The organism is Streptomyces bathyalis, from assembly GCF_015910445.1.
GTDB lineage: Bacteria > Actinomycetota > Actinomycetes > Streptomycetales > Streptomycetaceae > Streptomyces > Streptomyces bathyalis.
Genome location: NZ_CP048882.1, coordinates 5,451,400 through 5,477,026, shown reverse-complemented (window position 1 = coordinate 5,477,026; position 25,627 = coordinate 5,451,400). Strand labels below are relative to the sequence as shown.

Below are 25,627 nucleotides of genomic sequence, written 5' to 3'. Positions count from 1 at the left end.
AGACGAGACGGGATCGAGTGCTCATGCCGACAGACGGTAGAGACGATCAGCAACCCAATGTGATCTTGCTCAATTCCCGGGGACAACCCATCAGTTGTGGATAACGGCGTCACTCACTTCACTGAAACGACCGTCCCCAGCAGCCCCGGCCCGGTGTGTGCACCGATCACGGCACCCACCTCGCTCACGTGCATCTGCCCCAGCCCCGGCACCCGTTCGCGCAGCTGCTCGGCCAGCTGGTCGGCACGGTCCTGCGCCGCAAGATGGTGCACGGCGATGTCGACGTTCGCGTCGCCCGCCCTCTCCACGACGATCTCTTCCAGCCGGGCGATCGCCTTCGACGCCGTGCGCACCTTCTCCAGCATCGTGATCCGGCCGTCCGCCAGTTCCAGGAGCGGCTTGACGGCCAGCGCCGAGCCCAGGAGCTTCTGCGCGGCGCCGATGCGGCCGCCGCGGCGCAGATACTCGAGGGTGTCGACATAGAAATAGGCAGACATCCCCTCGGCCCGCTTCTCCGCGGCCGCCACGGCCTCGTCGAGGGATCCGCCGCCCTCGGCCGTGCGGGCAGCCTCGAGCGCGCAGAAGCCCAGAGCCATGGCCACCAGACCGCTGTCCACCACTCGCACCGGCACGGGTGCCTCGCGGGCTGCGAGGACGGCAGCGTCATAGGTTCCGGAGATCTCGCTGGACAGGTGCAGCGAGACGATGCCCTCCGCACCGGCTTCCGCCGCGGCCCGGTAGCGCTCCGCGAAGACCGCGGGACTGGGCCTTGACGTGGTCACCGGGCGCCTCTCTCGCAGCGCCTCGGCCAGCGAACGCGCCGAGATCTCGTTGCCCTCCTCCAGGGCTCTGTCGCCGAGCACCACGGTCAGCGGCACGACGTCGATCCTGTGCTGCGACAGAGCCGACGCCGGGAGGTAGGCCGTGGAATCGGTGACGATCGCGACCTGGCGTGAGGTGGTGCGGGACATGGAGGGAGGCTACCCGCCGTCTCAGGAGGCGCTCTGCGGACGGCCCTTCTCGATCCCGGGAGGCACGTCCCTCCGCTGCGGCTCCGCGGCCCCCTCGACCTCACGGGCGGCGGTCGAGCGCTCGCTGTGCCAGTGGCGAAGTGCGCCCGATTCGATCTCGATCTGCTCACGCAGCGCGCCCAGCGCCTCGGCGTCGTAGCGGCTGGCACGGTCCTGCGCCGCGAAGCGCAGCGAGTCCGCGGACTCCTTGATCCGTGCGACGCGTTCACGCACCTCCGGCAGCAGGGCAGCGGTGCGTGCCTTGTCGGGCTCGCGCTCCATCAGGAGCTGCATCTCTCCGTCGAGCTGCCGCGCGTGCTCGTGCAGACGGTCGAGAAGACCGAGTGCTTCCTGGAGGGACGGATCCCGCGAGATGTCCGACTCCAGGGCCCTGCGCGTTCCGTCGATGGTGGTGCGCAGCTCCAGCCGCCGGCGGGCCAGCTCCCCGACCGGGCCGGGCTGTGCGCTCCTCGCCCGCAGCGTCGTTTCCTCGACCGTGCGTCGCACCTGCGTGCCCGTACGCTCGACGCCGCGCTGCACCGCCCGCGTCACCCGCACCGCGGCGATGACGCCGAAGGTCACGAAGAGCACGAAGAGCAGCGCCAGAACGCCGATGACGAATTCCACGAGCGAGCTCCTTCATCCGTCCACCACGGGCCGTCTTTCTCCAGCCTAAACGGACCTGCCGGGCCAGGCGTTCCACGAAGCCCGGACCCTCCCCTCACCGGTCCCGTAGGGGACGGCCGTACGGGGTGGCCGCACGAGGCAGCGATGCGGCACGACCGTGGGGCCCGGGACGCGTGAGCGCCCGGACCCCGGCGTGCCAGGGCTCAGCCCGGTACGACGTTCACCAGCTTCGGCGCCCGCACGATCACCCTCCGGATGGCCGCGCCGCCCAGCGCGCCGACGATCGCCGGCTCGGCCAGCGCCTGCGCCTCCAGGTCTGCCTCCGAGATGGACGGGGAGACCTCCAGCCGCGCCTTGACCTTGCCCTTCACCTGCACCACGCAGGTCACGGTCTCGTCGACCAGATATGCGGGGTCGGCGACGGGGAAGTCCTCGTACACGACGCTCTCTTCGTGGCCCAGCCTCCGCCACAGCTCCTCGGCGATGTGCGGTGCCAGCGGGGCGATCAGCAGCAGCATCCGTTCCGCCACCGAGCGCGGAACCTCACGCACCTTGGTGACGTGGTTGTTCAGCTCGGTGATCTTCGCGATGGCCGTGTTGAACCGCAGCGCCGCCATGTCCTGCGTGACGCCGTCGATCGCCTTGTGCAGCGCACGCAGCGTGTCCTCGTCCGGCTCGGCGTCGACGACGGTGACCTCGCCGGTCGTCTCGTCGACCACGTTGCGCCACAGGCGCTGCAGCAGCCGGTACTGGCCGACGACCGCACGCGTGTCCCAGGGCCGCGACACATCCAGCGGGCCCATCGCCATCTCGTACAGACGCAGCGTGTCCGCACCGTACTCGGCGCAGATCTCGTCCGGTGTGACGGCGTTCTTCAGGGACTTGCCCATCTTCCCCAGCAGCCGGCTGACCCGCTCGCCGTTGTGGAAGTACTCGCCGTCGGCCTCTTCCACCTCGGCAGCCGGTACGGCGATGCCGCGGCTGTCGCGGTAGACGTAGGCCTGGATCATGCCCTGGTTGTACAGCTTGTGGAACGGCTCCGCGGAGGAGACGTGCCCCAGGTCGTACAGCACCTTCGACCAGAAACGCGCGTACAGCAGGTGCAGCACGGCGTGTTCGGCGCCGCCGACGTACAGGTCGACACCACCGTGCGGGATGCCCTCGCGGGGGCCCATCCAGTAGCGCTCGACCCCGGGGTCGACCAGCTGCTCGCGGTTGTGCGGATCCAGGTAGCGCAGCTCGTACCAGCACGAACCGGCCCAGTTGGGCATCGTGTTGGTCTCGCGGCGGAAGCGTCGCGGGCCCTTGCCGTCGCCCAGGTCCAGGGTGACGTTCACCCACTCCTCGTTGCGCGACAGAGGCGTCTCGGGAACGGTGTCGGCGTTGTCGGGCTCGAAGGTCCGCGGCGAGTAGTCGTCGACCTCGGGCAGCTGCAGCGGCAGCATCGACTCGGGCAGCGAGTGCGCGACGCCTTCCTCGTCGTAGATGATCGGGAAGGGCTCGCCCCAGTATCGCTGGCGGCTGAACAGCCAGTCACGCAGACGGAAGTTGACGGTGCCGGCGCCGATTCCGCGGCTCTCCAGCCACTCGGTGATCCGTGCCTTGGCGTCGGTCACGCCCAGCCCGTCCAGCGAGACGTCACCGGCCGAGTTGACGATCCTCGCGTCGTACGAGACGAAGGCGTCGTCCCACCGGTCGGTGTCCGTGCCGCGGTCGTCGGAGGGCTCCACCACGCACCGCATGGGCAGTTCGAAGGCGCGAGCGAAGGCGAAGTCGCGGTGGTCGTGCGCCGGGACGGCCATGATGGCGCCGGTGCCGTAACCCATCAGCACGTAGTCGGCGATGAAGACGGGGATCCGCTCGCCGTTGACGGGGTTCGTGGCGTAGGCGCCGGTGAACACACCGGTCTTGTCCTTGGCCTCGGCCTGCCGCTCGACGTCCGACTTCGAGGCCGCCTGCGCGCGGTAGGCGGCGACGGCCGCGCCGGGGTCGGAGTGGCCGCCCGTCCATACCTCGTGGGTTCCTTCGGGCCACTCCACGGGCACGACGCTGTCGACCATGGGATGTTCGGGAGCCAGCACCATGTAGGTGGCGCCGAACAGGGTGTCCTGCCGGGTGGTGAAGATCTCGATCGTGCTGTCGCCCAGCGGGAATTCGACGCGGGCGCCCTCGCTCCGTCCGATCCAGTTGCGCTGCTGCAGCTTGATCGCCTCGGGCCAGTCCAGGCCGTCCAGGTCGGTCAGCAGCCGGTCCGCGTAGGCGGTGATGCGCATGTTCCACTGGCGCAGCTCGGCCTTGAAGACGGGGTAGTTGCCGCGCTCGGAGCGGCCCTCGGCCGTGACCTCCTCGTTGGCCAGCACGGTGCCCAGTCCGGGGCACCAGTTGACGGGGGCGTCGGAGGCGTACGCCAGGCGGTACTCGCCCAGGACCTCGGCCCGCTGCACGTCGTTCAGTTCGTCCCAGCGTCCGAAGCCCTCAGGCGTCTCACGCTGCCCCGACGCGAACTGGTCGATCAGCGTGCCGATCGGACGCGCCTTGTCCGCCTCGGGGTCGTACCAGGAGTTGAAGATCTGCAGGAAGATCCACTGCGTCCACTTGTAGTAATCCGGGTCGATCGTCGCGAAGCCGCGGCGCTGGTCGTGGCCCAGGCCCAGGCGACGCAGCTGCGCCTTCATCTGGACGATGTTGGCCTCGGTGGACGCCCGCGGGTGCGTGCCGGTCTGCACCGCGTACTGCTCGGCGGGCAGGCCGAAGGCGTCGAAGCCCAGGGTGTGCAGGACGTTGTGCCCCGTCATCCGCTGGTGGCGGGCGAAGACGTCGGTGGCGATGTATCCCAGCGGGTGACCCACGTGCAGGCCCGCACCCGAGGGGTACGGAAACATGTCCATGATGAATTTCTTGGGCTTGGCCACCACCGCCGGGTCGCCGGACAGGTCGCCGTCGCCGGGGTTCGGTGTCTCGTAGGTGCCCTGCTTCTCCCAGAAGTCCTGCCAGCGCGCCTCGATGTCGGCGGCCAGTGCCGCCGTGTAGCGATGGGGAGCCGCGTTCTCCGCGGCGTTCGTGGTCTCGCTCATCGTCCTCAAAGCTCCATCGGTCGTCTCTGCCGAGCGCAAATGAAAAAACCCCTCGCACAGGAGGGGACGCCGCGCCGATTCCGGTCCTTCCGATCTTCGGATCCGGGGACCGGGACTGATCAGCGCGGCCGGCTAAGCAGAAGGCGTACGGCACGCATGCGGTCAGGGTACCGCAAGGGCTGTGCCCCGTCGTACGGGATTCCCCCGGCCTCCGCCCGCACCAGTGACCTGCTTCACGCCCCTCCGCCGCCCCGCCCACGAAGTCCGTGCCCGGACCACCGAGTTGCCCACCCGAACCCGAACCCGGCCGGCCATCCAGAGCGCGCACCCCCACCAGGAAGCCTGACGGTCAACCCGAGCCACACGGAGCGCAGCCCCCCACGGAGAGCGAAGATCAAACCCCAGCCACCCCTGGGCGCAGGCAGACGCGAACCCCAGCCACGACCGGAGGAGGGCGCGAACCCCAGCCACGACGGGGCGCAGGGGGCGCAGCCCCCGCAAAAGGGGGCCGCAGGGGGCGCAGCCCCCGCCGGGGGTGCGGGTGGCGGAGCCCCCGCCCCGCGAGGCGAAGCCTCGCAAAAACAAAGAGAGCGACCCGGTCCGCGCTTCCTGCGGACACAGATCACCCTCGCACTCGTGGAGCTAAGGAGAATCGAACTCCTGACCTCTTGCATGCCATGCAAGCGCTCTACCAACTGAGCTATAGCCCCAATACTGGTCCGCCGGGGTCAGCCCCTCGGCGGCGTCGCCAACCTTACACGGCCTCTGCCACGTTCCGCCAAATCCCTTTCCCGGGGCCTCTTGCGGTCCGGCCGCGGCCCGACTCGCCGACGGGTACTGTCGACGCCCTCGCCCGCCCGCCGCCCGTCCCGCCACGATCACGACTCCGGAGCCCGCACCGCCGTGAGCGCACTGCAGCAGTTCGCACAGAGCCGGTCCCGAGGCCGTAGCCCGCTCATGGCCGTCGTACTGCGGCGACCGGTACTGATCGCTTCCGGTGTCTGCCTGCTCTCTTTCGCCGCGTTCTGGACGGCCCAGCGGATCAGCGGCGTGTCCCTGATCGACGTGATGGTCTACCGGGCGGAGGGCTGGACCGTACGCACCGGTGGCGATCTGTACGAGATGCGCGCCACGTACGCGGATCTCCCCACCACCTATCCGCCTTTCGCGGCACTGCTGTTCGTGCCGTTGACGCTGCTGGACGTCCCGGCGATGCGGACGGCGGCGACCGCCGGCAACCTGATCCTGCTGGTGACGGTCGTCCATCTCTCCTTCCGGCTGATCGGGCGCTCCTCCCGGTCGTCCCGTTTCGCCGACCTGCCGCGTCCCGCCGCCGTGCTGCTGATCTCGGCCGTGCTCGTTTGGTGCGAACCGCTGTGGACGACCTTGCGCTACGGGCAGATCAACCTGCTGCTGACGGCACTTGTGCTGTGGGACCTCTCGCGCCGTCCCGGCCACCGCTTCGCGGGTGCGGGCATCGGCATCGCCGCGGGGATCAAGCTGACGCCGGCCCTGTTCGCGGTCTTCCTCGCGCTGTACGGCACGGTGCGGGCCGTGCACGGCATGCGCGCCGGCGGCGGCCGGGCCGCCGTGTGGAATCACCAATTGCGGCAATCCGCCGTCGCCGCGGGGGCGTTCGCCGGCACCGTGCTGCTGAGCGCGCTGGTTCTGCCGTACGACTCACGGCGGTTCTGGTTCCATGCCCTCTTCCGGTCGGACCGCGTCGGGCATACGGAGATCACGGACAACCAGTCGCTGCGCGGGGTCGTCGCCAGGCTGCTGCACACCGGCGACCCGGGATGGCCTTGGCTCGTGGTCGCCGCTTTCGTGGCCCTGTCCGGGCTGGCCGTCGCCGTCGCGGCGGCCTCGGCGGGCAGCCGCCGGCTGCCGTACGCACCGGCGTGGGCGGCTCTGGCGTGCGCCTTCACGGCTCTGCTGGTGAGTCCCGTCTCCTGGTCGCATCACTGGGTGTGGTGCGTTCCGCTTGTGATGCTGCTGGTCACCGAGGCGCTGGAGCGCGAACGGGCCCTGTTCTGGCGGGCGTCGGCCGTGGGCGCGATGCTGCTGTTCTGTTCGTACGCGCTGTGGTTGGTCCCGCACGGTGAACCGGGTCCGGTGAAGCCGGAACTCCACCAGACGGTGGGCGAGATGGCCCTCTCGGCGCTCTATCCGGCAGGTGGCCTGGGCGTTCTGGCGCTGGCAGGTGTGCTGTCCGTCCGGGCCCTGCGCAAGCCTGCTCCGTACGAGCCGGACCGTGTTGCCAACCCCGCCGCGTCACCGGCAGGTTGACCGTCGGGGCCGCGTGTCAGGCGGTGACGAAGGAGTAGAAGCGCTTCAGGGTGCAGTGCTCGTCGAGCAGGCGTCCGTAGATGGGCTCGCCGTCCAGCTCCCGGTACGTCTCGATCGGATCGCCCTTTATGATCAGCGCCCGCGCGCAGTCCTCACACCAGAACTGGAACTCGGGGTTGACCGGCTCCATGTCGCGGACAACGGGCGTACCGCTGCCGCACCAGTCGCACTTCCGGCTGTGTGCACCCATCAGTCATCAGCCCCAGCTGTGGCCGCAGGTCGTGCACACGTAGGAAACTCCTCCATTGTCGCCGAGCATCTGGGCAACGTCCGATGAACCGCATGCCGGACACAGCAACGTCCGTGATGACACCGCTGCCGGACCGATGGCTGGGCTTGTGCGTGGGCGAACCGATTGCCGACTGCCCTCGACGAGGACTCCTGCCGACATCGCACGCGCCCTCCCCTCGGCCTTCCCCCCTCCGGCCATCACGATTCTGCCACGTTCTCCCATTGCTCAGGAGACCTGGTCGGCGATAGGGGGTGGACCGAGTTTGTGAGGCGAAGCCTCGCAGAGTCGACGGATCCGGCCGCATTCCGGTTCCGGCCTGCGGCTCACCGACCGTGCCCGCGGTGGCGGGCCGATAGGGCAACACCCGGCACCCCCCTGGTTGTTCCGCGCCCGAACCCCACGAGAACCCCACATATGTGTTCACGAACCCGCGGCGCCCCGGCCCCCAGCCACCCCTGGCCGCAGGGTGACAGAAGCCCCCACAACGGAAAGCGAGCATCAAACCCTTGCCACCCCGGCGCAGACAGACGCGAAACCCCAGCCACAACGGGGCCGCAGGGGGCGCAGCCCCCGCCGGAGGTGCCAGACGCGAAACCCCAGCCACAACGGGGCCGCAGGGGGCGCAGCCCCCGCAAAAGGGGGGTGCCGGGGGCGAAGCCCCCGCCGGGGGTGCGGGTGGCGGAGCCCCCGCCCCGCGAGGCGAAGCCTCGCAAAAACAAAGAGGGCGACCCAGGTCCGCGCTTTCCGCGGACACAGATCACCCTCGCACTCGTGGAGCTAAGGAGAATCGAACTCCTGACCTCTTGCATGCCATGCAAGCGCTCTACCAACTGAGCTATAGCCCCGGGCAGTTCACGCACCGGCCGGACATCCGCACGGCCTCGTGAACGGGAGGAAGCCTAACCCGTGACCAGGCCGGATGGGAAATCGGCCGGGTCCGGATCAGTCGTCGTCGCCGAGCACCGGCTGCGGCAGCGTGCCCGCGTTGTGCTCCAGCAGCCGCCAGCCTCGCATGCCCTCGCCGAGCACGGACCAGCAGCAGTTGGAGAGCCCGCCGAGCGCTTCCCAGGTCTGGGGTACGAGGCCGAGCAGCCGTCCGATGGTCGTGCGGATGGTGCCGCCGTGGCTGACGACGACCAGCGTGCCTCCGGGCGGGAGCTTCTCGGCGTTCCGCTCCACGACGGGCGCGGCCCGGTCCGCGACCTCGGTCTCCAGCTCACCGCCGCCGCGCCGCACCGGCTCGCCGCGCTTCCACGCCGCGTACTCGTTGCCGTACCGCTCGACGATCTCCTCGTGCGTGAGGCCCTGCCACGCGCCCGCGTACGTCTCGCGCAGTGCCTCGTCGTGTGTCACGTCGAGGCCGGTGATGGAGGCGAGTTCGGCCGCCGTGTCGGCGGTACGGCGCAGGTCGGAGGCGAGGATCGCGTCGGGCCGCAGGGCGGCCAGCAGACGGGCGGAGCGGCGCGCCTGCTCAAGGCCTGCCGGGGTCAGCTCGATGTCGGTGGAGCCCTGGAAGCGGCGCTCGAGGTTCCAGGCTGTCTGCCCGTGCCGCCAGAGCACGACCCTGCGGTCGCGGCGCACCGTCGGCCCGGGGGTCACGGCAGGCGCCGTCACCGCAGTCCTTCGCTTCCGTTCCGCTCCGACGCGGCCCCGTACGGCGCGGAGGTGCCGTCCTGGCCGTCACCGTCGCCCCTGCCGGCCGCCGCCTCCTGCACGGCGTGCTCGCGGCCCTTGCCGTGCGTCGCCTTGGCGTCGTCGGGCAGGTCGATCTCGGGGCAGTCCTTCCAGAGCCGTTCCAGGGCGTAGAAGACCCGTTCCTCGCTGTGCTGGACGTGCACCACGATGTCGACGAAGTCGAGGAGCACCCAGCGCCCGTCGCGCTCCCCCTCACGGCGGGCCGGCTTGGCGCCCTGCTCCTTCAGCAGCCGCTCCTCGATCTCGTCGACGATGGCCTTGACCTGGCGGTCGTTCGGTGCGGAGGCGAGCAGGAAGGCGTCGGTGATGGCGAGCACGTCGCTGACGTCGTAGGCGACGATGTCGTGCGCGAGCTTGTCCGCGGCCGCCTGGGCGGCGGCGTCGATCAGCTCGATGGAACGGTCCGTGGCGGTCACAGGCAAAGCTTTCGAATCGGAAGCAGCGGTCATGTGTGCGTATCACAACAAGGATCTCACGCCCGGCCGGGGGCTCTCACTCCTTGTAGTCCCGGCCCAGCACGACCGCCACATCCGCGTTCGCCGCTCCCTTGCCCTTGCGTACGGCGTTCCCTGGCAGGCCGAGGGTCTTGGCCACTTCCTGCGCCTTGGCCTTGTACTTGCCGTCGGCGTACGTCACCTGGGAGCGCGCCTGCGCCTTGTCGCCCGCACCGCCCTTGACGACGGTGTAGCCGCTGTTGACCAGGGCCGCGGACGCCGTGTCGTCGCTGCCGCCCTTGCCGCTGGCGTTGACGATCTTCACCCTGGGCGCCGCGTCCGGGTCGGTGTTCTTGACCGTGCCGCCGAGCACCTGCTTCACCAGGCCCTCGCTCGTACCCTCGCTGAGCGTGCCGTTGGCCCTGACGGGCAGCACCTGCGTCTTGTACGCGCCGCCCTTCGCCTGGCTCGCCAGCTTCGCCAGGGAGGCACCCAGCTCGGGCTCCGGCAGCGACGGGTCGGGGATCTGGCCGAGGGTCTCCACCGTCTTCGTCGCCGACTTGGAGTCGCTGGAGAGCTTCCGCAGCGTCTGGTGCATGACCTCGCCGAAGCGCTCCAGCTGACGCGTCTGGGGCTCGCCCTTCCCGCGGTAGGTCGCGTAGCCGACGGCCGCGCGCCCGTCGAGGGTCTGCGCCCTGCCGCGCTTGACCAGCGGTTCGTCGCCCTTCTTCTCGCCGGGGACGGTGGCATTCGCGTCGACCTTGATACCGCCGACCAGCTCGACGAGGTTCTCCAGGTACGGGGTGTCCAGCCGCCAGCTGCCCTTGATGTCGGCGCCCAGGAGCGTGCCGAGGGCCTCCCGGGTCGGGGCCGTGCCCTCGTCCTCGACGGCCTTGGCCAGGGTGGTAGTGGTGCCGTTCTCGCCGGAGACGGCGAGCGAGTTCGGGAGCAGGACCGTGTTGCCGCGCTTGGCGTCGACGTTGTCCACGAGCAGCGCGGTCGAACTGCCGCCGCCGTTCAGCGAGCGCAGATGCACGACGATCACGTCGCGCTGCTGGCCGGCCGCCGTGGCGGCGCCGCCCTTGTCGCCGTTCAGGTCCGGCAGCTTGCCCGCGTACCAGAGGTAGCCGACGCCGCCGGCCGCGATCATGACGAGGGCCACGACGAGCAGGACGATGCGGTTGCGGCCGCGGCGCTTGGCCTCCTCGCGGCGCTCGGTGCGGCTCTCGCTGAACTTGAGCCAGTCGATGACGTCGTCGGAGTCGTCCGCCTGCTCCTCGACGAAGGAGAACTCCTCCGTGCGGTATCCGCCGTCGGAATCCTGGCCCTGGCCGCCCGCCCGGCCGCGGTCACCCGTGACGCCCGCGCCGGCGGCCGACTGCTGCTGCGGGATCCACTCCTGCTGTGTGTGCTGCTGCGTCTGCGGCTGGGGCATCGGGTTCTGCGGGTACGGCTGCGGCGGCGCCTGCTGTCCGTACGCGCCGTAGCCCTCGTGTCCGCCGCGCCCGTCGTAGGCGTCGTAGCCGTAGCCCTGCTGCCCGGACTGCCCCGGCTGCGTCGACTGCCCCGGCTGTGCGGTCTGCTGCCCGTACGGCCCGCTCTCCTCGTAGCCGTAGACGGGCTGCCCGTACTCGTCGTAGCCGAGGAACCGGGGCTCCTCGGGCGGCTGCTGGCCCTGCTGCTGCCCGTACGGGTCGTATCCGTAGCGCTCGTTCATGGGTTGGGCGCCTCCTCCCCGTACAGTCCCCGCTTGTTGATGTAGCGCACGACGCCGTCCGGGACCAGGTACCAGACGGGATCTCCCCGCCGGACCCGCGCACGGCAGTCCGTCGAGGAGATGGCCAGCGCCGGGACCTCCACCAGCGACACCCCTCCGTCCGGCAGGCCCGGATCGGTCAGCGTGTGCCCGGGCCGGGTGGCGCCGATGAAGTGGGCCAGGGAGAACAGTTCGTCGGCGTCGCGCCAGCCCAGGATCTGGGCGAGGGCGTCCGCCCCGGTGATGAAGAAGAGGTCCGTCTCCGGGTTGGCGGCTCGCAGATCACGCAGTGTGTCGATGGTGTAGGTGCGGCCACCGCGGTCGATGTCGATGCGGCTGACCGAGAACTGCGGATTGGAGGCCGTCGCGATGACCGTCATCAGATAGCGGTCCTCGGCGGGCGAGACGTGCTGGTGGCTCTTCTGCCACGGCTGCCCGGTCGGTACGAAGACGACTTCGTCGAGGTGGAAGCGCGTGGCCACCTCGCTGGCGGCGACGAGGTGCCCGTGGTGGATCGGGTCGAATGTCCCGCCCATCACTCCCAGCCGCCGCTTGCCGGTGCCGGGCACTATGTCCTCTCCCATGCGAGCCGACCTTATCCCCTCGTTCCGCGCTCCGCTGCTCCGCCCGTACGACGCGTGGGCCACGGGCACGACACTGCGAGGCGACGTCCAGGAGACACGGGACGCCCGGGAGGGCTGCGGATCGCGTGAGGGTCAGCGGTCCCGGTTGAAGCGAGTGGTGATCCACAGCAGGAGAAGCAGAGCCAGCAGCGCCCCGCCACCGGTGATGTAGGGGAGCACGGGGTCGTGCCCGCCCGCGTGCTCGCCCCCCTCGGAGGCCAGAGCGGCGAAGGCGTGGTGGGCGGTGCTGGGAAGCGTCATCTCGGCAGGACCTATCCACGTGTGAGCCGGACAGTACGTTGTGTGCTGCACATCGTATGCGGGGGCCGTCGGCGGGCCGACGGCACCTCTCGCTTCCTCTCCCGGCCCCGGCCGTCGCCTGTCTGTCCTCGGGGAACTCGCCTTCGCCGGCGCCGTGCGCGGCCCCGCATCGCGCCCGTCCGTCGCCTCCACGCAACCTTCCGGGGGCCCGGCGACGTCTCCTCCCCACGTCCGGGGTTTCCCCTCGGACGCGTTCGCCCCGGGCATTCCGGTTCCGAGCGCCTAGGCTGACCTCAATCCACCGCGAACGGTGATGAAGCGACAGGGGGAACGCAATGAGCGACAACGCAGGCACCGAGCGGCTGCCCGGCCGCAACCGGCGCCGCTTCCCGGGGATCTCCTCCCGGGCGTACGAACATCCCTCGGACCGCTCGGCGCTCGTCGCGCTGCGCAAACTGAGCGGTTTCGACTCGGTCTTCAAGGCACTGAGCGGGCTGGTGACCGAGCGCAGCCTCAGGCTGCTCTTCCTCGCCAACTCGGTGCGCGTCAACGACGAGCAGTTCGCGCATCTCAACTCGATGCTGCGGGACGCCTGTTACATACTGGACCTGGAGAAGGTCCCGCCGATGTACGTCAGTCAGGACCCGAATCCGAACGCGATGTGCATCGGGCTCGACGCGCCCGTCATCGTCCTCACCACTGGTCTCGTGGAGCTGCTGGACGAGGAGGAGATGCGGACGGTCATCGGCCACGAGGTGGGCCACGCCCTCTCGGGGCACGCCGTCTACCGCACCATCCTGCTCTTCCTGACGAATCTCGCGCTCAAGGTCGCGTGGATCCCGCTGGGCAACGTCGCGATCATGGCGATAGTGACCGCGCTGCGCGAGTGGTTCCGCAAGTCGGAGCTGTCGGCGGACCGTGCGGGGCTGCTTGTCGGGCAGGATCTGCAGGCCTCGATGCGCGGGCTGATGAAGCTCGCCGGCGGCAACCACCTGCACTCGATGAACGTGGACTCGTTCCTCGCGCAGGCCGAGGAGTACGAGTCGGGCGGCGACATCCGCGACTCCGTGCTGAAGATCATGAATGTGCTGCCGCGCAGCCACCCCTTCACCGCGGTGCGTGCGGCCGAGTTGAAGAAGTGGGCCGAGAGCCGCGACCACCAGCGCATCATGGACGGCCACTACGACCGGCGTGAGGACGACAAGCAGACGTCGGTCTCCGACTCGTTCAAGCAGTCTGCCGGCCACTACACGGAGTCGTTCAAGAACAGCAAGGACCCGCTGATGGGTCTCGTCCGCGACATCGCGGGCGGCGCCGGCGACCTGGGCGGCAAGCTGCGCGACACCTTCACCGGAAGGAACACGGGAAGCAGCGGAGGCAACGGCAACGGCGAGGACGGTGGCAACAACTCGGGCGGCGGCAGCTCCAGTTAGGGCCGCGGCTCGAATCTCCGTCAGCACGGGCCCGGCACGCGGGAGTTCGTACTGGCCGTACCGGCCTGAAGTCCGCCGGTGTGGCTAATCGTCCTTCTTCGCGGCCGGGCTCGGCTGCGAGCTGGTGGAGAGAAGACCGCACAACGAGGCCGAGGTCCGTCCGCGCGCGTACGGGTCGGTGCCGGCCGCCCCGTCGTCCTTGGCCTTCTCGCCTGCCAGCAGCGGCGCCAGCGCGCCCGACATGTCGGCGGAGCAGGGCAGCGGCCCGGCACGCATCGAGACCTGAAGCACGCTCAGTTGCTGCCGCCTCAGGTCCTCGCGGTCGACCTGGAAACGCACTTCGCGACGCACCGTGAAGAGGGAGGAATTCTTCGCGGCCTTCTGCCCCTCCCCCTCGTCCGTCGCCCGCACCGCGTAGACGAAGACGTGGTCCGCGACGACTTCCAGCGCGTCGGGGCCCGCCTCCTGCACGGTCATGGTGCCGTTGACCCGGATCCCCGCGTCGGCGAGCGCCGTCTTCGACGGGTCGAAGCGGACCATCCAGCCCGTAGCGGAGTGCCGCCCGTCGTTGCGCGGGTGGTCCATGCTCTGGTCGAACTGCTCGTGCTGCACCGGGTCGAGCATTATCCGCACGTCACGGACGCTGTTCCCGCTCAGCACGGACGGGTCGAGCGAGCTGGTGACGATGTACTCCTTGGCGGCCGTCAGGGACGAGAGCACCTGGCTCTCGGAGAAGTGCCGGGTGCGGCGCACGGGCGGCAGCGTCACGCCGTCGGCTCCGGCGCGGAACTGTGCGGCCGGGCTGTGCTGGAAGAGGTCGGCGGGCGTGGCGCCCGGCACCTCGTCGCGGGGCGCCAGGGGAAGCAGCGCGTTGCGCATCGGCTCGGCGGGCGGTTCGGGCGGAGCCTGGTAGGGGTTTCGGATTCCCATGTAGATCGCCGTGCCGAAGGCGAGGACGATCAGCAGCACCAGGACGATGCCCTGCCGGGAGGCGGTGATGGAACCCCGGACGTAAGTGCCGTTCTGCTCCTCGTCGGTGGCGTCGCCGGGCGGGGTGAAGGCACGGTTGCGTACGGCGGCGTGCTCCTCGTCCTCCATGCGCTCGCGCGCGGAGAACTCCTGGAGCCGCGCAGCCTTGATGAAGGACTCATCGAAGACGACGGATCGGTAGTCGTCGCGATACTCGTCGTCGCCCCCGGACGCGTCGTCGGGTGTTCCCTCGGGGGGATTGCCTCGCCCGGCCATACCAACAGAGTAGGTCCGCCCGGCTCTCCGTAAACGCTTCTGTGCGCCGACAACCTGGCGGATGCGCGTGTTCGTGAACACCTTGTCGCCCCGGCGTGACGAGCCGGTGACCGTACGGTCCGCGCGGCGTGCACCCGTACGCGCGCCGGGTGGCGGGTCTCAGCCGGACTTGGGCTGCGCGGGGACGTCCGGTGTCCGCTGCGCGCCGTCCTGGTCCTTGCCGGAGGAGTCGACATCGGTCGTCGCGGGCGGAGGCGAAGGGTCCTGCCGCTGCTGCGAGGTCCCCCGGTAGACCGCGCCGAGCGCGAGGGCGACCATGCCGATGCCCATCACCAGGGCCAGCAGCCACGCGACGGGCCGCTGCCACCGCATGTGGCCGCGGTAGACGCGGCGGCGCGGGGCGGCACCGTGCTTCCCGCGCCCCGAGCGGCGGTTTTCGGAGCGGCGTTCGCCCTGGCGGCGGTAGTCGGAACCGTGCTCCTCCCCCAGGTCGAAACGGGGGTCGTAGCGGCGGTTGATGCCGAATCGGATGTACTGCCCGTACTGGTCCTGCTGGTCGTAGTCGACAAATCGGCCGTACTGGTACGGGGCGTAATGGCCGGTGTCGCCGAAGGAGTTGGGGTTGTAGTTGTACGGCCCGTACGGCCCGTACGACTCGTGCGGCCCGTAGTGGTCGTACTCGTCCCCCTCGGACGACTCCAGGTATTCGGTGTAGTCGGAGCGGTCGAAACGCCCCTCGTCATCGTCGTCGTCCGGATCCTCCGCGCCGGCCAGCCCGTCCGGGTCTCCGGTTCCGTCCGGATCGTCCTCGTCCAGGCCGAACTCGCCCTCGGTGCCCGGCCCGTACCCATAGCCGTCCTCGAAGCCGCGGACAGTCTCGCTCTCGGCGTGCGACTGCGCGGCCGCCAATATGCGTTCGACGGCGGTGGGCTCGTGAATGACCGCTGACCGTACGAAGTCCTCGTCGAGCACCAGGGCGGCGAACTCCTCGTCCGCGGCCCCGTAGCGGTACTCGGGCTCCTCGCCGTCCGGGAACGGCTGGCCCCCCACGTCGTCCGGCACGCTGTCAGCGTAGACCTTTGTGGTCAATAAGGGCAGGGAGAAGCGGGATTCCGTCAGAACATGCGCAACCGCCCCCCATGACGGCGCCGCATGCACTAACCGCGGGTGTGACCGTCCCCCGTGACCACGTACTTCGTGGAGGTCAGCTCGGGCAGGCCCATCGGGCCGCGTGCGTGCAGCTTCTGCGTGGAGATGCCGATCTCGGCCCCGAAACCGAACTGGCCGCCGTCCGTGAAACGTGTGGACGCATTGACCATCACGGCGGTCGAATCGACCAGCGATGTGAAGCGGCGCGCGGCCGCGGTGTCGCCGGTGACGATCGCCTCCGTGTGACCCGAACTCCACTCGCGGATGTGCCGCACCGCGGCGTCCAGTGACGGCACGACGGCCGCGGCGATGTCGTACGAGAGGTACTCGGTGCCCCAGTCCTCGTCGGTGGCGGGGACGACCTGCGCGCCCGCCTTCTGCCACGCCTCGTCGCCGTGCACCGTCACGCCCGCCTCGGCGAGGGCCTCGACGGCGAGCGGCAGGAACTCCGCCGCCACACCTTCGTGTACGAGGACGGTCTCGGCGGCGTTGCAGACACTTGGGCGCTGCGCCTTGGAGTTGACGAGGATCGCGACGGCGGTCTCGAGGTCGGCGGCCTCGTCGATGTACACATGGCAGTTGCCGACACCGGTCTCGATGACGGGGACCGTGGACTCCTCGACCACGGAACGGATGAGCGAGGCCCCGCCGCGCGGAATCAGCACGTCCACCAGGCCGCGGGCGCGCATGAGTTCACGGACGCTGTCCCTGCTCTCGCCCGGTACGAGCTGCACGGCGTCGGCGGGCACGCCGGCACCCGCGACGGCGTCACGCAGCACCTCGACGAGGGCACCGTTCGAGGCGTACGCGGAGGAGGAGCCGCGCAGCAGCACCGCGTTGCCGGACTTCAGGCACAGCGCGGCGGCGTCGACGGTGACGTTGGGGCGTGCCTCGTAGATGATCCCGACGACGCCGAGGGGCACGCGCACCTGGCGCAGTTCGAGCCCGTTGGGCAGTGTCGAGCCGCGCACGACCTCGCCGACGGGGTCGGGAAGGGCGACCACGTCGCGCACGTCGGAGGCGATGGCCGCGATGCGTTCCGGGGTGAGCGTCAGGCGGTCGACGATGGCGTCCGGCGTCCCGGCGGCGCGGGCCTTGTCGATGTCGGCGGCGTTGGCGGCGACGATCTCGTCCGTACGGGCGATGAGCGCGTCGGCGACGGCGAGCAGCGCCGCGTCCCGTGCCGTGCGCGGCAGCGGGGCGAGTTCGGCGGCGGCCTCCTTCGCGCGGCGGGCGGTCTCGGTGACGGGCGAATTCTGCGTTGCGCTCATGTCTCCGAGCTTAACGACGGGCGCGGCGGAGGCGCCCCGCCGTCCACCGTGCGGGACGGCCGCCGGACCCCCGTACCGGCGACCGCCCCCTTCCCCCTGGCTGCGCCCCCTGTCAGACCTGCACGCACCTGATGCGCAGGACGACGTCCAGGTGGCGCCCGGCCATCCCGGGAGACGCGGTCACCCCGAAATCCTTGCGGTCGACACGGGCCGTGGCGCGGACGGTGAACCCCCGCGGCGTCACCGTGCACTCCCCGGCCGTCAGGCTCACGAGCGTGCTGACGCCCGACGCTGTGAGCGTCCCCGTGATGCGCGCCCCGTCCGCCGTCTCCTCCAGGGCGTCGGCGTCGAAGGTGATGAGAGGGTGCCGATCGGCGTCGAGGAACCGCCGCGACCGTACGGCGGCGTCCCGTGAGCGGTTCCCCGTGTCGAATCCTGCCGCCGCGATCTCCGCGTGGATCCGGGAGGCGGCGAGAGGCTCGGTGACGTCGACGGTCCCCGCCCGGATGGCGAACGTGCCCCTCACCGGCAGAAGCCCGAAGACGTGCCGGGTGGTGAACTCGAGCACGGAGCTGCCGGTGTCGATCTCGTAGCGGCCCGCCCGGGGCGCCCTGGGAGCCGTCCTGCTGCGTTCCTGTTCGGTTTCCATGCCCCTAGTGGACGCCGGCGGGTCCATGCCGCGGCAGGGCGGACCGTCGGCTCCTCGTGAGACGGAAGGCCGCCCGCCGCGGGAGGCATACGACTTTCGTAGGGTGCCTCACCCGCCGATCGTTCCGGGTCGCCCCACGGCGAACTCCCTGCGCGCCGGGCTGACATACCGTGTTGCCATGACAAAGGGGCGGTGTGGACCGTGGCACAGCCTGAGCCGTCACCGCCGGGCTGTGGACGCCGGCCTCGCGGTCTTCTTCGTACTGCTGGACACCGGGCTGACGCTCGCCGGTGAGAGCTGGTGGCCCCGGCGTCCGGGGACCCTGGCCTGGATCCTGCTGGGTGTACAGGCCGCCGCGTGCGGCTCGCTCGTCTTCCGCCGCCGCGCTCCGATCACGGTCGTCGCCGTCCTGGGCGGGTTCACGCTCACCGTGACGCTGCTGATCTCGCCCGCAGGGGTTCTGACGCCCGCGGAGAAGTGGAACGTGTGGGCGCCCCTCTCGACGGCGCTGGCCGCATACGGTCCGGTCTTCTACCGGCCAGGAGACCGCCGCACCGCCTTCCTTGCCCTCGCCCTCTTCACCTTCGTCGTCGCACGCCCGTGGGAGGCGTCGTTCACGGTCGTCACGATCGGCCTGCTGCGCACCGCTGTGGGACCTCTGCTGGCGCTGTACTTCGAGGCCCGCAGGCGTCTGGTGCGGGCGCTGACGGAACGCGCCGAGCGCGCGGAGCGGGAGCGTCACCTCCTGGCCGAGCGTGCCCGCGCCGAGGAACGGGCCCGGCTGGCCGGCGAGATGCACGACGTGGTGACGCACAGGGTGAGCCTGATGGCGCTGCAGGCCGGTGCCCTGCGCATGACGGCCCCGGACGAGGCGACCAGGCAGGCCGCAGAAGAGCTCCGCGCGGCGGGCTGCCAGGCGCTGGAGGAACTGCGCGACCTGGTCGGCATCCTGCGCAGGGACCCGGACGAGCATTCCTCGACGGAGTCGGTGGCGGGTCTCGCCGGGCTGGTGGCCGAATCCGCGGCAGTGGGAACTCCGGCCGAACTCGTCGAGGACGGGGACAGGACGCTCGCCTCACCCGTCGTGGGGCGCACCGCGTACCGCGTGGTGCGGGAGGCGCTGACCAATGCCCGCAAGCACGCGCCCGGCGCACAGGTGACCGTGCATGTCGAGTACCGCGAGACGCAGGTGCGGCTCACAATCCGCAACACACCACCCCCGGGGAAAAGCGCGGAAGGTGCTCTCGCCGGCGCCGGCACGGGCGCCACCTGCGGCGCCACGGCCGAGGCAGTCAGGGCGGCCCCGGTGCCAGCATCCGCGGCGGCCACCGCCGATGTCGCCGCCACCGCCGCCGCGCTCGTCGGCACGGGCTCCGGCCTCGGCCTCGCGGGCCTGCGTCGGCGCCTGGAACTGGTGCAGGGCACCTTGCGGGCCGGGCCGTCACCGGACGGCGGCTTCAGCGTCGAGGCCACGTTGCCCGCGTATGTGCCGACCGTCGAAGCGGCGGTGTAGCAGCGTGACGGGAACCGGTGCCGCAGGACGGACCATCCGCGTGGCCGTCGTGGACGACGAGCCGATGGTGTGCGGCTTCCTGCGGACCATCCTCGGTTCCGCGAACGACATCGAGGTGGTCGAGGAGGCGCACGACGGAGCGGCGGGGGTCGAGGCGGTCGTACGGAGCAGACCCGACGTCGCGCTCATGGATCTGCGCATGCCTGGCGTCGACGGGCTGACAGCGATCGAGCGGATCCGTGAACTGGCCGACGCCCCGGCCGTCGTGGTGCTGACGACCTTCGACGCCGACCAGTACGTGCTGCGCGCGCTGCGGGCGGGCGCCGTGGGGTTCCTCGTCAAGTCCACGCCGCCGGAGGATCTGATCGGACTCGTACGCGTGGCCGCCGAAGGGCACACCGTGCTCTCCGCCGCTGCCGCACGGCGGCTGGTCGCGGCGTCCTCCGACAGCCACTCGGCACGCGATCGGGCGCGCGAGCTCATTGGTTCCCTGACCGAGCGGGAGGCCGAGGTGCTCGCCTGCCTCGGGGAGGGGATGCCCAACGCGCGGATCGCGGCGCGGTTGTACCTCTCGGAGGCCACGGTCAAGGGATATGTCTCGCGCGTGCTGGACAAGTTGGGCTGTGTGAACCGGACGCAGGCCGGACTGATCGCCCACGACGCCGGCGTCGTCGGCGCGTGATGACCAGAGGGCCGTCACTTCTTGACCTGGGGCGGGCACGCAGGTCGGCCTGAAACGGCCTTGCGGCGCGTCGCCCGGAAGCGTGGCACGGGCGCGTGGGCCTAGAAGGGGTGAACTCCCATGGAGGCGGCGGGCGGCGGGCCGTACCCCTCGGCCACCCGCTGGTGGTACGTCTCGCGCCCGATGACCTCGAGGCCGACGATCTCCCACGGCGGAAGCTGCGCCGAATTGCGGTGCTCCCCCCACAGCCGCAGCGCGACAGCGGCGGCGTCGTGCAGGTCGCGGGCCTCTTCCCAGTAGCGGATCTCAGCGTGATCGTTCGCATACCGGCTGTTCAGAAGGAAAGGATGGTCGTAAGCAAGCTGTTCCAGAGCGCGCCGCACCTCTTTGAGCGGCGCCTCCTCGCCGGCAACGCTCAGTGTGATGTGCCACAACCTGGCGTGTTCACGCCTTTCCACACCCGCGCCCGCACGTGATTCGGCCCGCTGCTCTGTGTCAACGCTGACCAGCCGTCTCACGGGTGGCCTCCTCGTCCGGTGGATGCTCTCGGTTCCGGGCGTCGCTCACCTGCTGCACGACCCCCTCTACAAAGTTGACCAGCCCGGGACCGGCCGCGTGGCCGTTTTCGGGAAGGTGTCCGTGGAAAGGCTGGTCTTTTCTCCCGGCCGATGACGGTTCGGACACCACTCCCCCGCCCTTTACACGAACATTTCACGCCACGGCGCGGAGAGCGGGCGTGCGCCCGCGCGAGTGCGCGGACCGGGGTTCCTCAGGGCGGCTGCGGGTCGGGTTCGCGCACGTGGCGGGGGATTTCAGGAGTCGAGCAGCACCAGGTCGTCCCGGTGCACGATCTCCCGCTCGTACGCCGGGCCCAGCTCCCTGGCCAGCTCCGGCGTCGAGCGTCCCAGCAGCTGCGGGATCTCCTTGGCGTCGAAGTTGACCAGGCCCCGGGCGACGGCCACCCCGCGCTCGTCGCGCAGTTCGACGGGGTCACCCGCCGCGAAATCGCCCTCGACCCCCGCGATTCCCGCCGCCAGGAGCGAGCTGCGCCGCTGCACGACCGCCCGTACGGCGCCGTCGTCCAGCGTCAGCGCACCCCGCGGCGTCGAGGCGTGCGCGAGCCACAGCAGCCGGCCGGCGGCTCGGCGGCCCGTCCGGTGGAAGTACGTGCCGGTGCCGCGGCCCGCCAGCGCGTCCGCGGCGTGCGTGGCGGACGCGAGCACCACCGGCACACCCGCCGCCGCGGCGATGCGGGCGGCCTCGACCTTGGTCACCATGCCGCCGCTTCCGAGGCCCGCGCTGCCCGCGCTGCCGATCTCGACGCCCTCCAGGTCCCCCGGGCCCGTCACCTCGGTGATGCGGGAGGTGCCGGGTGAAGCCGGGTTGCCGTCGTAGAGGCCGTCGACGTCGGAGAGCAGCACCAGCAGGTCGGCCCGTACGAGATGGGCGACGAGCGCGGCGAGCCTGTCGTTGTCGCCGAACCGGATCTCCTCGGTGGCGACGGTGTCGTTCTCGTTGACGACGGGCACCGCGCCCATGGCCAGCAACTGCTCCAACGTGCGGTAGGCGTTGCGGTAGTGGGCACGCCGGCTGGTGTCGTCGGAGGTGAGCAGCACCTGCCCGACGCGGCGCCCGTAGCGCGCGAACGAGGCGGTGTAGCGGGCGACCAGGAGCCCCTGCCCCACGCTGGCCGCCGCCTGCTGACGGGCCAGATCGCGGGGACGCTTCGGCAGGCCCAGCGGCGCGAGACCCGCCGCGATCGCGCCGGAGGAGACGAGGACGATCTCCCGCTGCGGGGAGCCCGTCGCGCCGTCCGCCGGTCCTGCATGCTTGGCCAGTACGTCGACGAGCGCGTCGACGCGGTCCGCGTCCAGGCCGCCGGCGGCCGTGGTCAGCGAGGAGGATCCGACCTTGACGACGATGCGCCGCGCACCCGTCACGTCCGCGCGTCCCCCGCTTCCCTCGCCGTGCGGTGCGCCACGGGTGCCCGTCGCGGAGTCGTCCCTGCCGGAGTCGCCCGAGCCCGCTGCCGTACTGGTGCCCACGTCCCGCTGCCTGCCTGTTCCTCTGTCACGCCTGGGCGTTCCGTGCCGCACAGACGTATCCGTTCTTCTTGAGCTTCTTGCGCCCCGTATGGCCCGCACCGTGCGGATGCGTCACGTACGGTCCCGATGTGCCGCTGATTCCGCGGCGTTCCGCACGGCGCCGCCTCACACGCGTTCCGGAGCCCCGTCTTCGCAATCTACGGGAGTACCGGCCGGGTCCGCTCATCCGTTCCGACCAGTGGACGGGTGGGGATAATGACCTTTGTCCGCGTATCGGCTCCGGACACCCCGACGCAGATTGTCACCGCACCCGTGCCCGGCATACGGTCAGTGGTCGACCACGGCCGCCACCCCCACCGGCCGGTTTCCGTCCAGACCCTCGACCTCCTGCCAGGAGTCCAGTCCCGTGCCCTCTGCCGGTCTCTCCCCCCGACGCGCCGTCCAGCTGACGGCGCTGCTCGCGCTGTCGGTCTTCTACGCCGCACAGCTCGCGGGCGCGCTGCTGCCGAACGTGCCCGTCTTCATCGTCGCCTCGTTGGCGGGGATCACGCTCGACATCTATCTCACGCACAAACAGCCCGGCCTGCTCGCCCTGCTCGGCAAGGTCCGTTTCGACGTCACGACCCGCCAGCTGCTGCGCGACATGCTCATCGTCATCGGTCTGGTGCGCATCCCCGACGTCCCGCCGGACATCGAGCGCCCCCTGACGCTTCTGCTGCTGGCCGCCTACGCGACCCACTTCCTGTGCCAGGCCGTCGCCCAGTTCGTGCGACGCAGCCGCACTCTGCCGATCCTCACCCGCAACATCGACGCCTCGGACCTGCGGCTGACGATCGCGCCGCCGCGTCTGCTGGCCCGCCAGCCCAGCCGCCGCCTGCTGCGGTTCTCCATCCCCGGCACCGTCGGGCTGATGCTCAGCGCAGCCCTGGCCTCCGAGGTCTGGGGCATCATCGGCCTCGGCCTGAGCATCGCGCTCTCCCTCGGCGGCGCCGTCTACCTGGGCACCTGGATGCTGCCGAAGAAGCGGCACGCGAACGAGCAGCAGGCGCTGGAGTGGCTCGGCCGCTGGCTGGCCGAGTACAAGCCCACCGTCGGCATGTACTTCTCCGGCGGCACCACCTCCGCGTACCAGGCGAACATGTGGCTCTCCACGCTCGCCCAGCTCGACGGGAATCCGATCATCGTGCTCCGCGAGCGCTTCATGGTGCAGAAGATCGAGGCGACGGACGTCCCGATCATCTGCATCCCGAAGGTCGCTCACCTGATGCACCTGGAGCACTCGACGCTGAAGGTGATGCTGCACCCGGCGAACTCGGGCAAGACGTCGCAGGTGCTGCGCATCCCCACGATCAAGCACGCCTTCATCAACCACGGTGAGAGCGACAAACTCTCCTCCTGCAACCCCTACGCCAAGGCCTACGACGAGGTCTGGGTCGCCGGGCCCGCCGCCCGCGAGCGCTACCAGCTCGCCGACATCGGCGTGGACGACCGTGACGTGGTCGAGGTCGGCCGCCCGCAGCTCTCCCCCATCGAGCCGTACTCCGGCCCGCCGGCGGGCAAGTACACCACCGTCCTGTACGCGCCCACCTGGGAAGGCTGGACGAACGACCCCGGAAACACCTCGATCATCCTGGCCGGCGAGAACATCGTCCGTGCCCTGCTGGCGGACCCGGGCGTGCGGCTGCTGTACAAGCCGCACCCGATGACCGGCTCGGTCGACCCCCGCGCGGGCGCGGCCAACGCCCGCATCCAGGAGATGATCGTCGAGGCGAACTCGAAGCGCTCCGGCGAGCGTCCCGGCCCCGAGACCGGGGCCGAACTGGAGCGCCGCGTGCGCGAACTGGACGAGCTGACGACCACCGCCTTCCGCCGTGGCGCGGACGAGGTGGAGCGGATGATGCTCCAGTCCACGCCGGAGACGGACAGGGCCGAGCGTGTGGCGGCCGCCACCGCCGCCTGGGAGGCCGCCAACTGGGCCTCGCTGCCGGAGTGGGAGCACCAGATCATCACCGGTCCGCGGCCGACGATCTACACCTGCTTCAACCAGTCCGACCTGCTCATCTCCGACGTCTCGTCCGTCGTCTCGGACTATCTGACGAGTGAGAAGCCCTACGCGGTCGCCAACACCAGCGGTCTGACCGAGGACGAGTTCCGGGCCGGGTTCCCGACGGTGCGTGCCGCCACGATCCTCTCCCCCGGGGCGGAGGAGGTGCCCGCTCTGCTGGAGGCGGTGCGCGACACGTCCAAGGACGCTCTCGCCAAGGCCCGTGCGGAGCTGAAGGTCCACCTTCTCGGTCCCTCGGACCCGCCGTCGATGGCTCGCTTCAACAAGGCGGCGGCCGACCTGTGCGAGGCCACGACGGCTCGCAACGAGCGCGTCGCCCGCCGCACGAACGACATCCCCGGGCAGCGCGAGACCGAGGCCCAGGAGGCGGCGGAGGAAGCCGAGCTGGAGGCCGCGGGGAACGGCGGGATCCCTGCCGACCCGGAGGAGGCCGACCAGGTCACGGCCTGAGGGCCTCATCCGCTTCGTCCGGAGGTCCCGGGACGCTCACCGAGCGTCCCGGGACCTTCGTCGTACGGGAGGGAGGGAGCGCCCACGGCGGCCACTCACCGCCCCGCCGGGACGGCGGCCCGTGCTGTCCGGCGCCGCGCCTACAGCAGATCCCACTCCCGCGAACGCTCGGCCAGCTGCCGCCGGACGACGGCCGCGGCGGGATTGGCGGGGGCCCCGGCGCGTGCGGCCAGATACAGGGTGTTCAGCGGGCGCACCTGCGGCTGGTGCAGCGTCTCCACGGAGCCGGACGCGAGCGCCGGTTCGGCGAGATAGCGCGGAAGCACGGACACTCCGGCGCCCGCGATCACGGCGGCGAGCACCGCGCGCAGATCGGGAACCGTCACGGCGAGAGGGTTCGGCGGGCGGCGGCCGAACTCGCTGCGCCAGTACCGGCGGACGATGGGCAGCTCCTCCCCGTACGCGACGAGCGGCAGGTGCGCCAGCGCACGGACCGGCTCCTCGGCGAGGCGGCCCTGGTCGACGGTGCGGGCGAGGCCGGGCGGCCCGACCAGAAGGAACTCCTCGTCCGCGAACGGGGTCGCCACCACGTTCTCCAGCCGTGGCCGCACCGCGGAGACCACCAAGTCGACACGGGCCGCGGCGAGCGCCGCCAGCAGTTCCTCCGCCAGACCGAGGGTGATCCTCAGCCGCAGGCCACGGGCGGTCAGCGGGGCGAGCGCGGGCACCACGCGCATGGCCATCAGGTCCGACGGTCCGGCCAGATGCACCGTGCCCCGGTGGCCGGCCTGGCCCTCGCCCGCCGAGCCGAGGGCGTCGTTGAGCTCGTCGAGGTGGGTGCCGATCCGCCGGGCCAGCTCGTAGGCCCGCTCGGTGGGGACGGCACCGCGGCGTGACCGTACGAACAGCGGCTCGCCGAACTGCTCCTCCAGGCGGGCGAGTTGGCCGCTGACGGCGGGCTGGCTCAGTCCGCGCCGGGCCGCGGCGGCCGTGATCGACCCGCCCCGGTAGATCTCCAGGAAGGTGGCCAGCAGGCCGAGGTCCGGCACGCAAGCTCCTGTCAT

The 25,627-nt window shown here is 70.7% G+C and carries 22 protein-coding genes and 2 tRNA genes; 5 read left to right on the top strand and 19 right to left on the bottom strand.

Annotated elements, in window-relative coordinates; genetic code table 11:
- Positions 1 to 113: 113 nt before the first annotated feature.
- The 4 genes from G4Z16_RS23685 to G4Z16_RS23670 all read right to left on the bottom strand — a co-directional run bounded on the left by G4Z16_RS23685 (position 114) and on the right by G4Z16_RS23670 (position 5,421).
- Positions 114 to 971 carry a DegV family protein gene (locus tag G4Z16_RS23685; protein ID WP_197352684.1) on the bottom strand — a complete coding sequence of 286 codons (858 nt, stop codon included), beginning with the start codon at positions 969 to 971 and terminating at the stop codon, positions 114 to 116.
- A gap of 21 nt (positions 972 to 992) precedes the next feature.
- Positions 993 to 1,637, bottom strand: a complete 645-nt coding sequence (locus tag G4Z16_RS23680) for a hypothetical protein (protein WP_197352683.1) — start codon at positions 1,635 to 1,637, stop codon at positions 993 to 995.
- 203 nt (positions 1,638 to 1,840) lie between these two features.
- Positions 1,841 to 4,711 carry a leucine--tRNA ligase gene (gene leuS / locus G4Z16_RS23675; protein ID WP_197352682.1) on the bottom strand — a complete coding sequence of 957 codons (2,871 nt, stop codon included), beginning with the start codon at positions 4,709 to 4,711 and terminating at the stop codon, positions 1,841 to 1,843.
- A 637-nt stretch (positions 4,712 to 5,348) separates the two neighbouring features.
- A tRNA-Ala gene (locus G4Z16_RS23670) sits at positions 5,349 to 5,421 on the bottom strand.
- 193 nt (positions 5,422 to 5,614) lie between these two features.
- Between G4Z16_RS23670 and G4Z16_RS23665 the strand changes: the two genes are divergently transcribed.
- Positions 5,615 to 7,000 carry a glycosyltransferase 87 family protein gene (locus G4Z16_RS23665; protein WP_425508111.1) on the top strand — a complete coding sequence of 462 codons (1,386 nt, stop codon included), beginning with the start codon at positions 5,615 to 5,617 and terminating at the stop codon, positions 6,998 to 7,000.
- A gap of 16 nt (positions 7,001 to 7,016) precedes the next feature.
- Here the strand turns inward: G4Z16_RS23665 and G4Z16_RS23660 are convergent, their stop codons facing one another.
- The 8 genes from G4Z16_RS23660 to G4Z16_RS23630 all read right to left on the bottom strand — a co-directional run bounded on the left by G4Z16_RS23660 (position 7,017) and on the right by G4Z16_RS23630 (position 12,061).
- Positions 7,017 to 7,250: a hypothetical protein gene (locus G4Z16_RS23660; RefSeq protein WP_028435094.1), complete on the bottom strand. Its 234-nt coding sequence runs from the start codon at positions 7,248 to 7,250 to the stop codon at positions 7,017 to 7,019.
- Between the two features lie 6 nt (positions 7,251 to 7,256).
- On the bottom strand, positions 7,257 to 7,451 hold the full coding sequence (locus G4Z16_RS33340) for a hypothetical protein (protein ID WP_425508110.1): 195 nt from the start codon (positions 7,449 to 7,451) through the stop codon (positions 7,257 to 7,259).
- Between the two features lie 613 nt (positions 7,452 to 8,064).
- A tRNA-Ala gene (locus tag G4Z16_RS23655) sits at positions 8,065 to 8,137 on the bottom strand.
- 97 nt (positions 8,138 to 8,234) lie between these two features.
- Positions 8,235 to 8,906 (bottom strand): histidine phosphatase family protein, encoded by a 672-nt coding sequence (locus G4Z16_RS23650; protein WP_246531019.1) that lies wholly within the window; start codon positions 8,904 to 8,906, stop codon positions 8,235 to 8,237.
- Positions 8,903 to 9,403 carry a ribosome silencing factor gene (gene rsfS / locus G4Z16_RS23645; RefSeq protein WP_197352681.1) on the bottom strand — a complete coding sequence of 167 codons (501 nt, stop codon included), beginning with the start codon at positions 9,401 to 9,403 and terminating at the stop codon, positions 8,903 to 8,905. The genes G4Z16_RS23650 and rsfS overlap by 4 nt, the downstream gene beginning before the upstream one ends.
- Before the next feature lie 76 nt (positions 9,404 to 9,479).
- On the bottom strand, positions 9,480 to 11,138 hold the full coding sequence (locus G4Z16_RS23640; protein ID WP_197352680.1) for an LCP family protein: 1,659 nt from the start codon (positions 11,136 to 11,138) through the stop codon (positions 9,480 to 9,482).
- Complete coding sequence (gene nadD / locus G4Z16_RS23635; protein ID WP_197352679.1) at positions 11,135 to 11,761, bottom strand: nicotinate-nucleotide adenylyltransferase; 627 nt, start codon at positions 11,759 to 11,761, stop codon at positions 11,135 to 11,137. Before nadD ends, G4Z16_RS23640 begins: the two co-directional genes overlap by 4 nt.
- A gap of 132 nt (positions 11,762 to 11,893) precedes the next feature.
- Positions 11,894 to 12,061, bottom strand: coding sequence for a hypothetical protein (locus tag G4Z16_RS23630; RefSeq protein ID WP_197352678.1), 168 nt, complete (start codon positions 12,059 to 12,061; stop codon positions 11,894 to 11,896).
- Between the two features lie 335 nt (positions 12,062 to 12,396).
- Here G4Z16_RS23630 and G4Z16_RS23625 point away from each other — a divergent pair, with 335 nt between their 5' ends.
- A complete protein-coding gene (locus G4Z16_RS23625) occupies positions 12,397 to 13,494 on the top strand; it encodes a M48 family metallopeptidase (RefSeq protein ID WP_197352677.1) in 1,098 nt (365 codons plus the stop codon).
- A gap of 84 nt (positions 13,495 to 13,578) precedes the next feature.
- Here G4Z16_RS23625 and G4Z16_RS23620 read toward each other — a convergent pair whose 3' ends face one another.
- From G4Z16_RS23620 to G4Z16_RS23605, 4 genes are all read right to left on the bottom strand, one after another.
- A complete protein-coding gene (locus G4Z16_RS23620; RefSeq protein ID WP_197352676.1) occupies positions 13,579 to 14,739 on the bottom strand; it encodes an SCO2583 family membrane protein in 1,161 nt (386 codons plus the stop codon).
- 159 nt (positions 14,740 to 14,898) lie between these two features.
- Positions 14,899 to 15,801, bottom strand: a complete 903-nt coding sequence (locus G4Z16_RS32690) for an SCO2584 family spore wall biosynthesis protein (RefSeq protein ID WP_246531018.1) — start codon at positions 15,799 to 15,801, stop codon at positions 14,899 to 14,901.
- 95 nt (positions 15,802 to 15,896) lie between these two features.
- Positions 15,897 to 17,159: a glutamate-5-semialdehyde dehydrogenase gene (locus G4Z16_RS23610; protein WP_197352675.1), complete on the bottom strand. Its 1,263-nt coding sequence runs from the start codon at positions 17,157 to 17,159 to the stop codon at positions 15,897 to 15,899.
- A 112-nt stretch (positions 17,160 to 17,271) separates the two neighbouring features.
- Entirely contained in the window at positions 17,272 to 17,808 is a 537-nt protein-coding gene (locus G4Z16_RS23605) for a YceI family protein (protein WP_197352674.1), read from the bottom strand.
- A gap of 178 nt (positions 17,809 to 17,986) precedes the next feature.
- On the opposite strand from G4Z16_RS23605, the gene G4Z16_RS23600 reads away from it, so the two are divergent.
- Positions 17,987 to 19,321 carry a sensor histidine kinase gene (locus G4Z16_RS23600; RefSeq protein WP_197352673.1) on the top strand — a complete coding sequence of 445 codons (1,335 nt, stop codon included), beginning with the start codon at positions 17,987 to 17,989 and terminating at the stop codon, positions 19,319 to 19,321.
- Positions 19,322 to 19,325: 4 nt separating this feature from the next.
- Positions 19,326 to 20,003, top strand: a complete 678-nt coding sequence (locus G4Z16_RS23595; RefSeq protein WP_281393715.1) for a response regulator transcription factor — start codon at positions 19,326 to 19,328, stop codon at positions 20,001 to 20,003.
- 101 nt (positions 20,004 to 20,104) lie between these two features.
- Here G4Z16_RS23595 and G4Z16_RS23590 read toward each other — a convergent pair whose 3' ends face one another.
- The gene (locus G4Z16_RS23590) at positions 20,105 to 20,521 is read right to left on the bottom strand and encodes a hypothetical protein (RefSeq protein WP_425508109.1); all 417 of its coding nucleotides are present in this window, start codon (positions 20,519 to 20,521) and stop codon (positions 20,105 to 20,107) included.
- A 294-nt stretch (positions 20,522 to 20,815) separates the two neighbouring features.
- On the bottom strand, positions 20,816 to 21,943 hold the full coding sequence (gene proB, locus G4Z16_RS23585) for a glutamate 5-kinase (RefSeq protein ID WP_197354856.1): 1,128 nt from the start codon (positions 21,941 to 21,943) through the stop codon (positions 20,816 to 20,818).
- A gap of 511 nt (positions 21,944 to 22,454) precedes the next feature.
- Here proB and G4Z16_RS23580 point away from each other — a divergent pair.
- Positions 22,455 to 24,563 carry a hypothetical protein gene (locus tag G4Z16_RS23580; protein WP_197352671.1) on the top strand — a complete coding sequence of 703 codons (2,109 nt, stop codon included), beginning with the start codon at positions 22,455 to 22,457 and terminating at the stop codon, positions 24,561 to 24,563.
- A gap of 140 nt (positions 24,564 to 24,703) precedes the next feature.
- On the opposite strand, the gene G4Z16_RS23575 is transcribed toward G4Z16_RS23580, so the two are convergent.
- Positions 24,704 to 25,612 carry a LysR family transcriptional regulator gene (locus G4Z16_RS23575; protein ID WP_197352670.1) on the bottom strand — a complete coding sequence of 303 codons (909 nt, stop codon included), beginning with the start codon at positions 25,610 to 25,612 and terminating at the stop codon, positions 24,704 to 24,706.
- Positions 25,613 to 25,627: the final 15 nt, after the last annotated feature.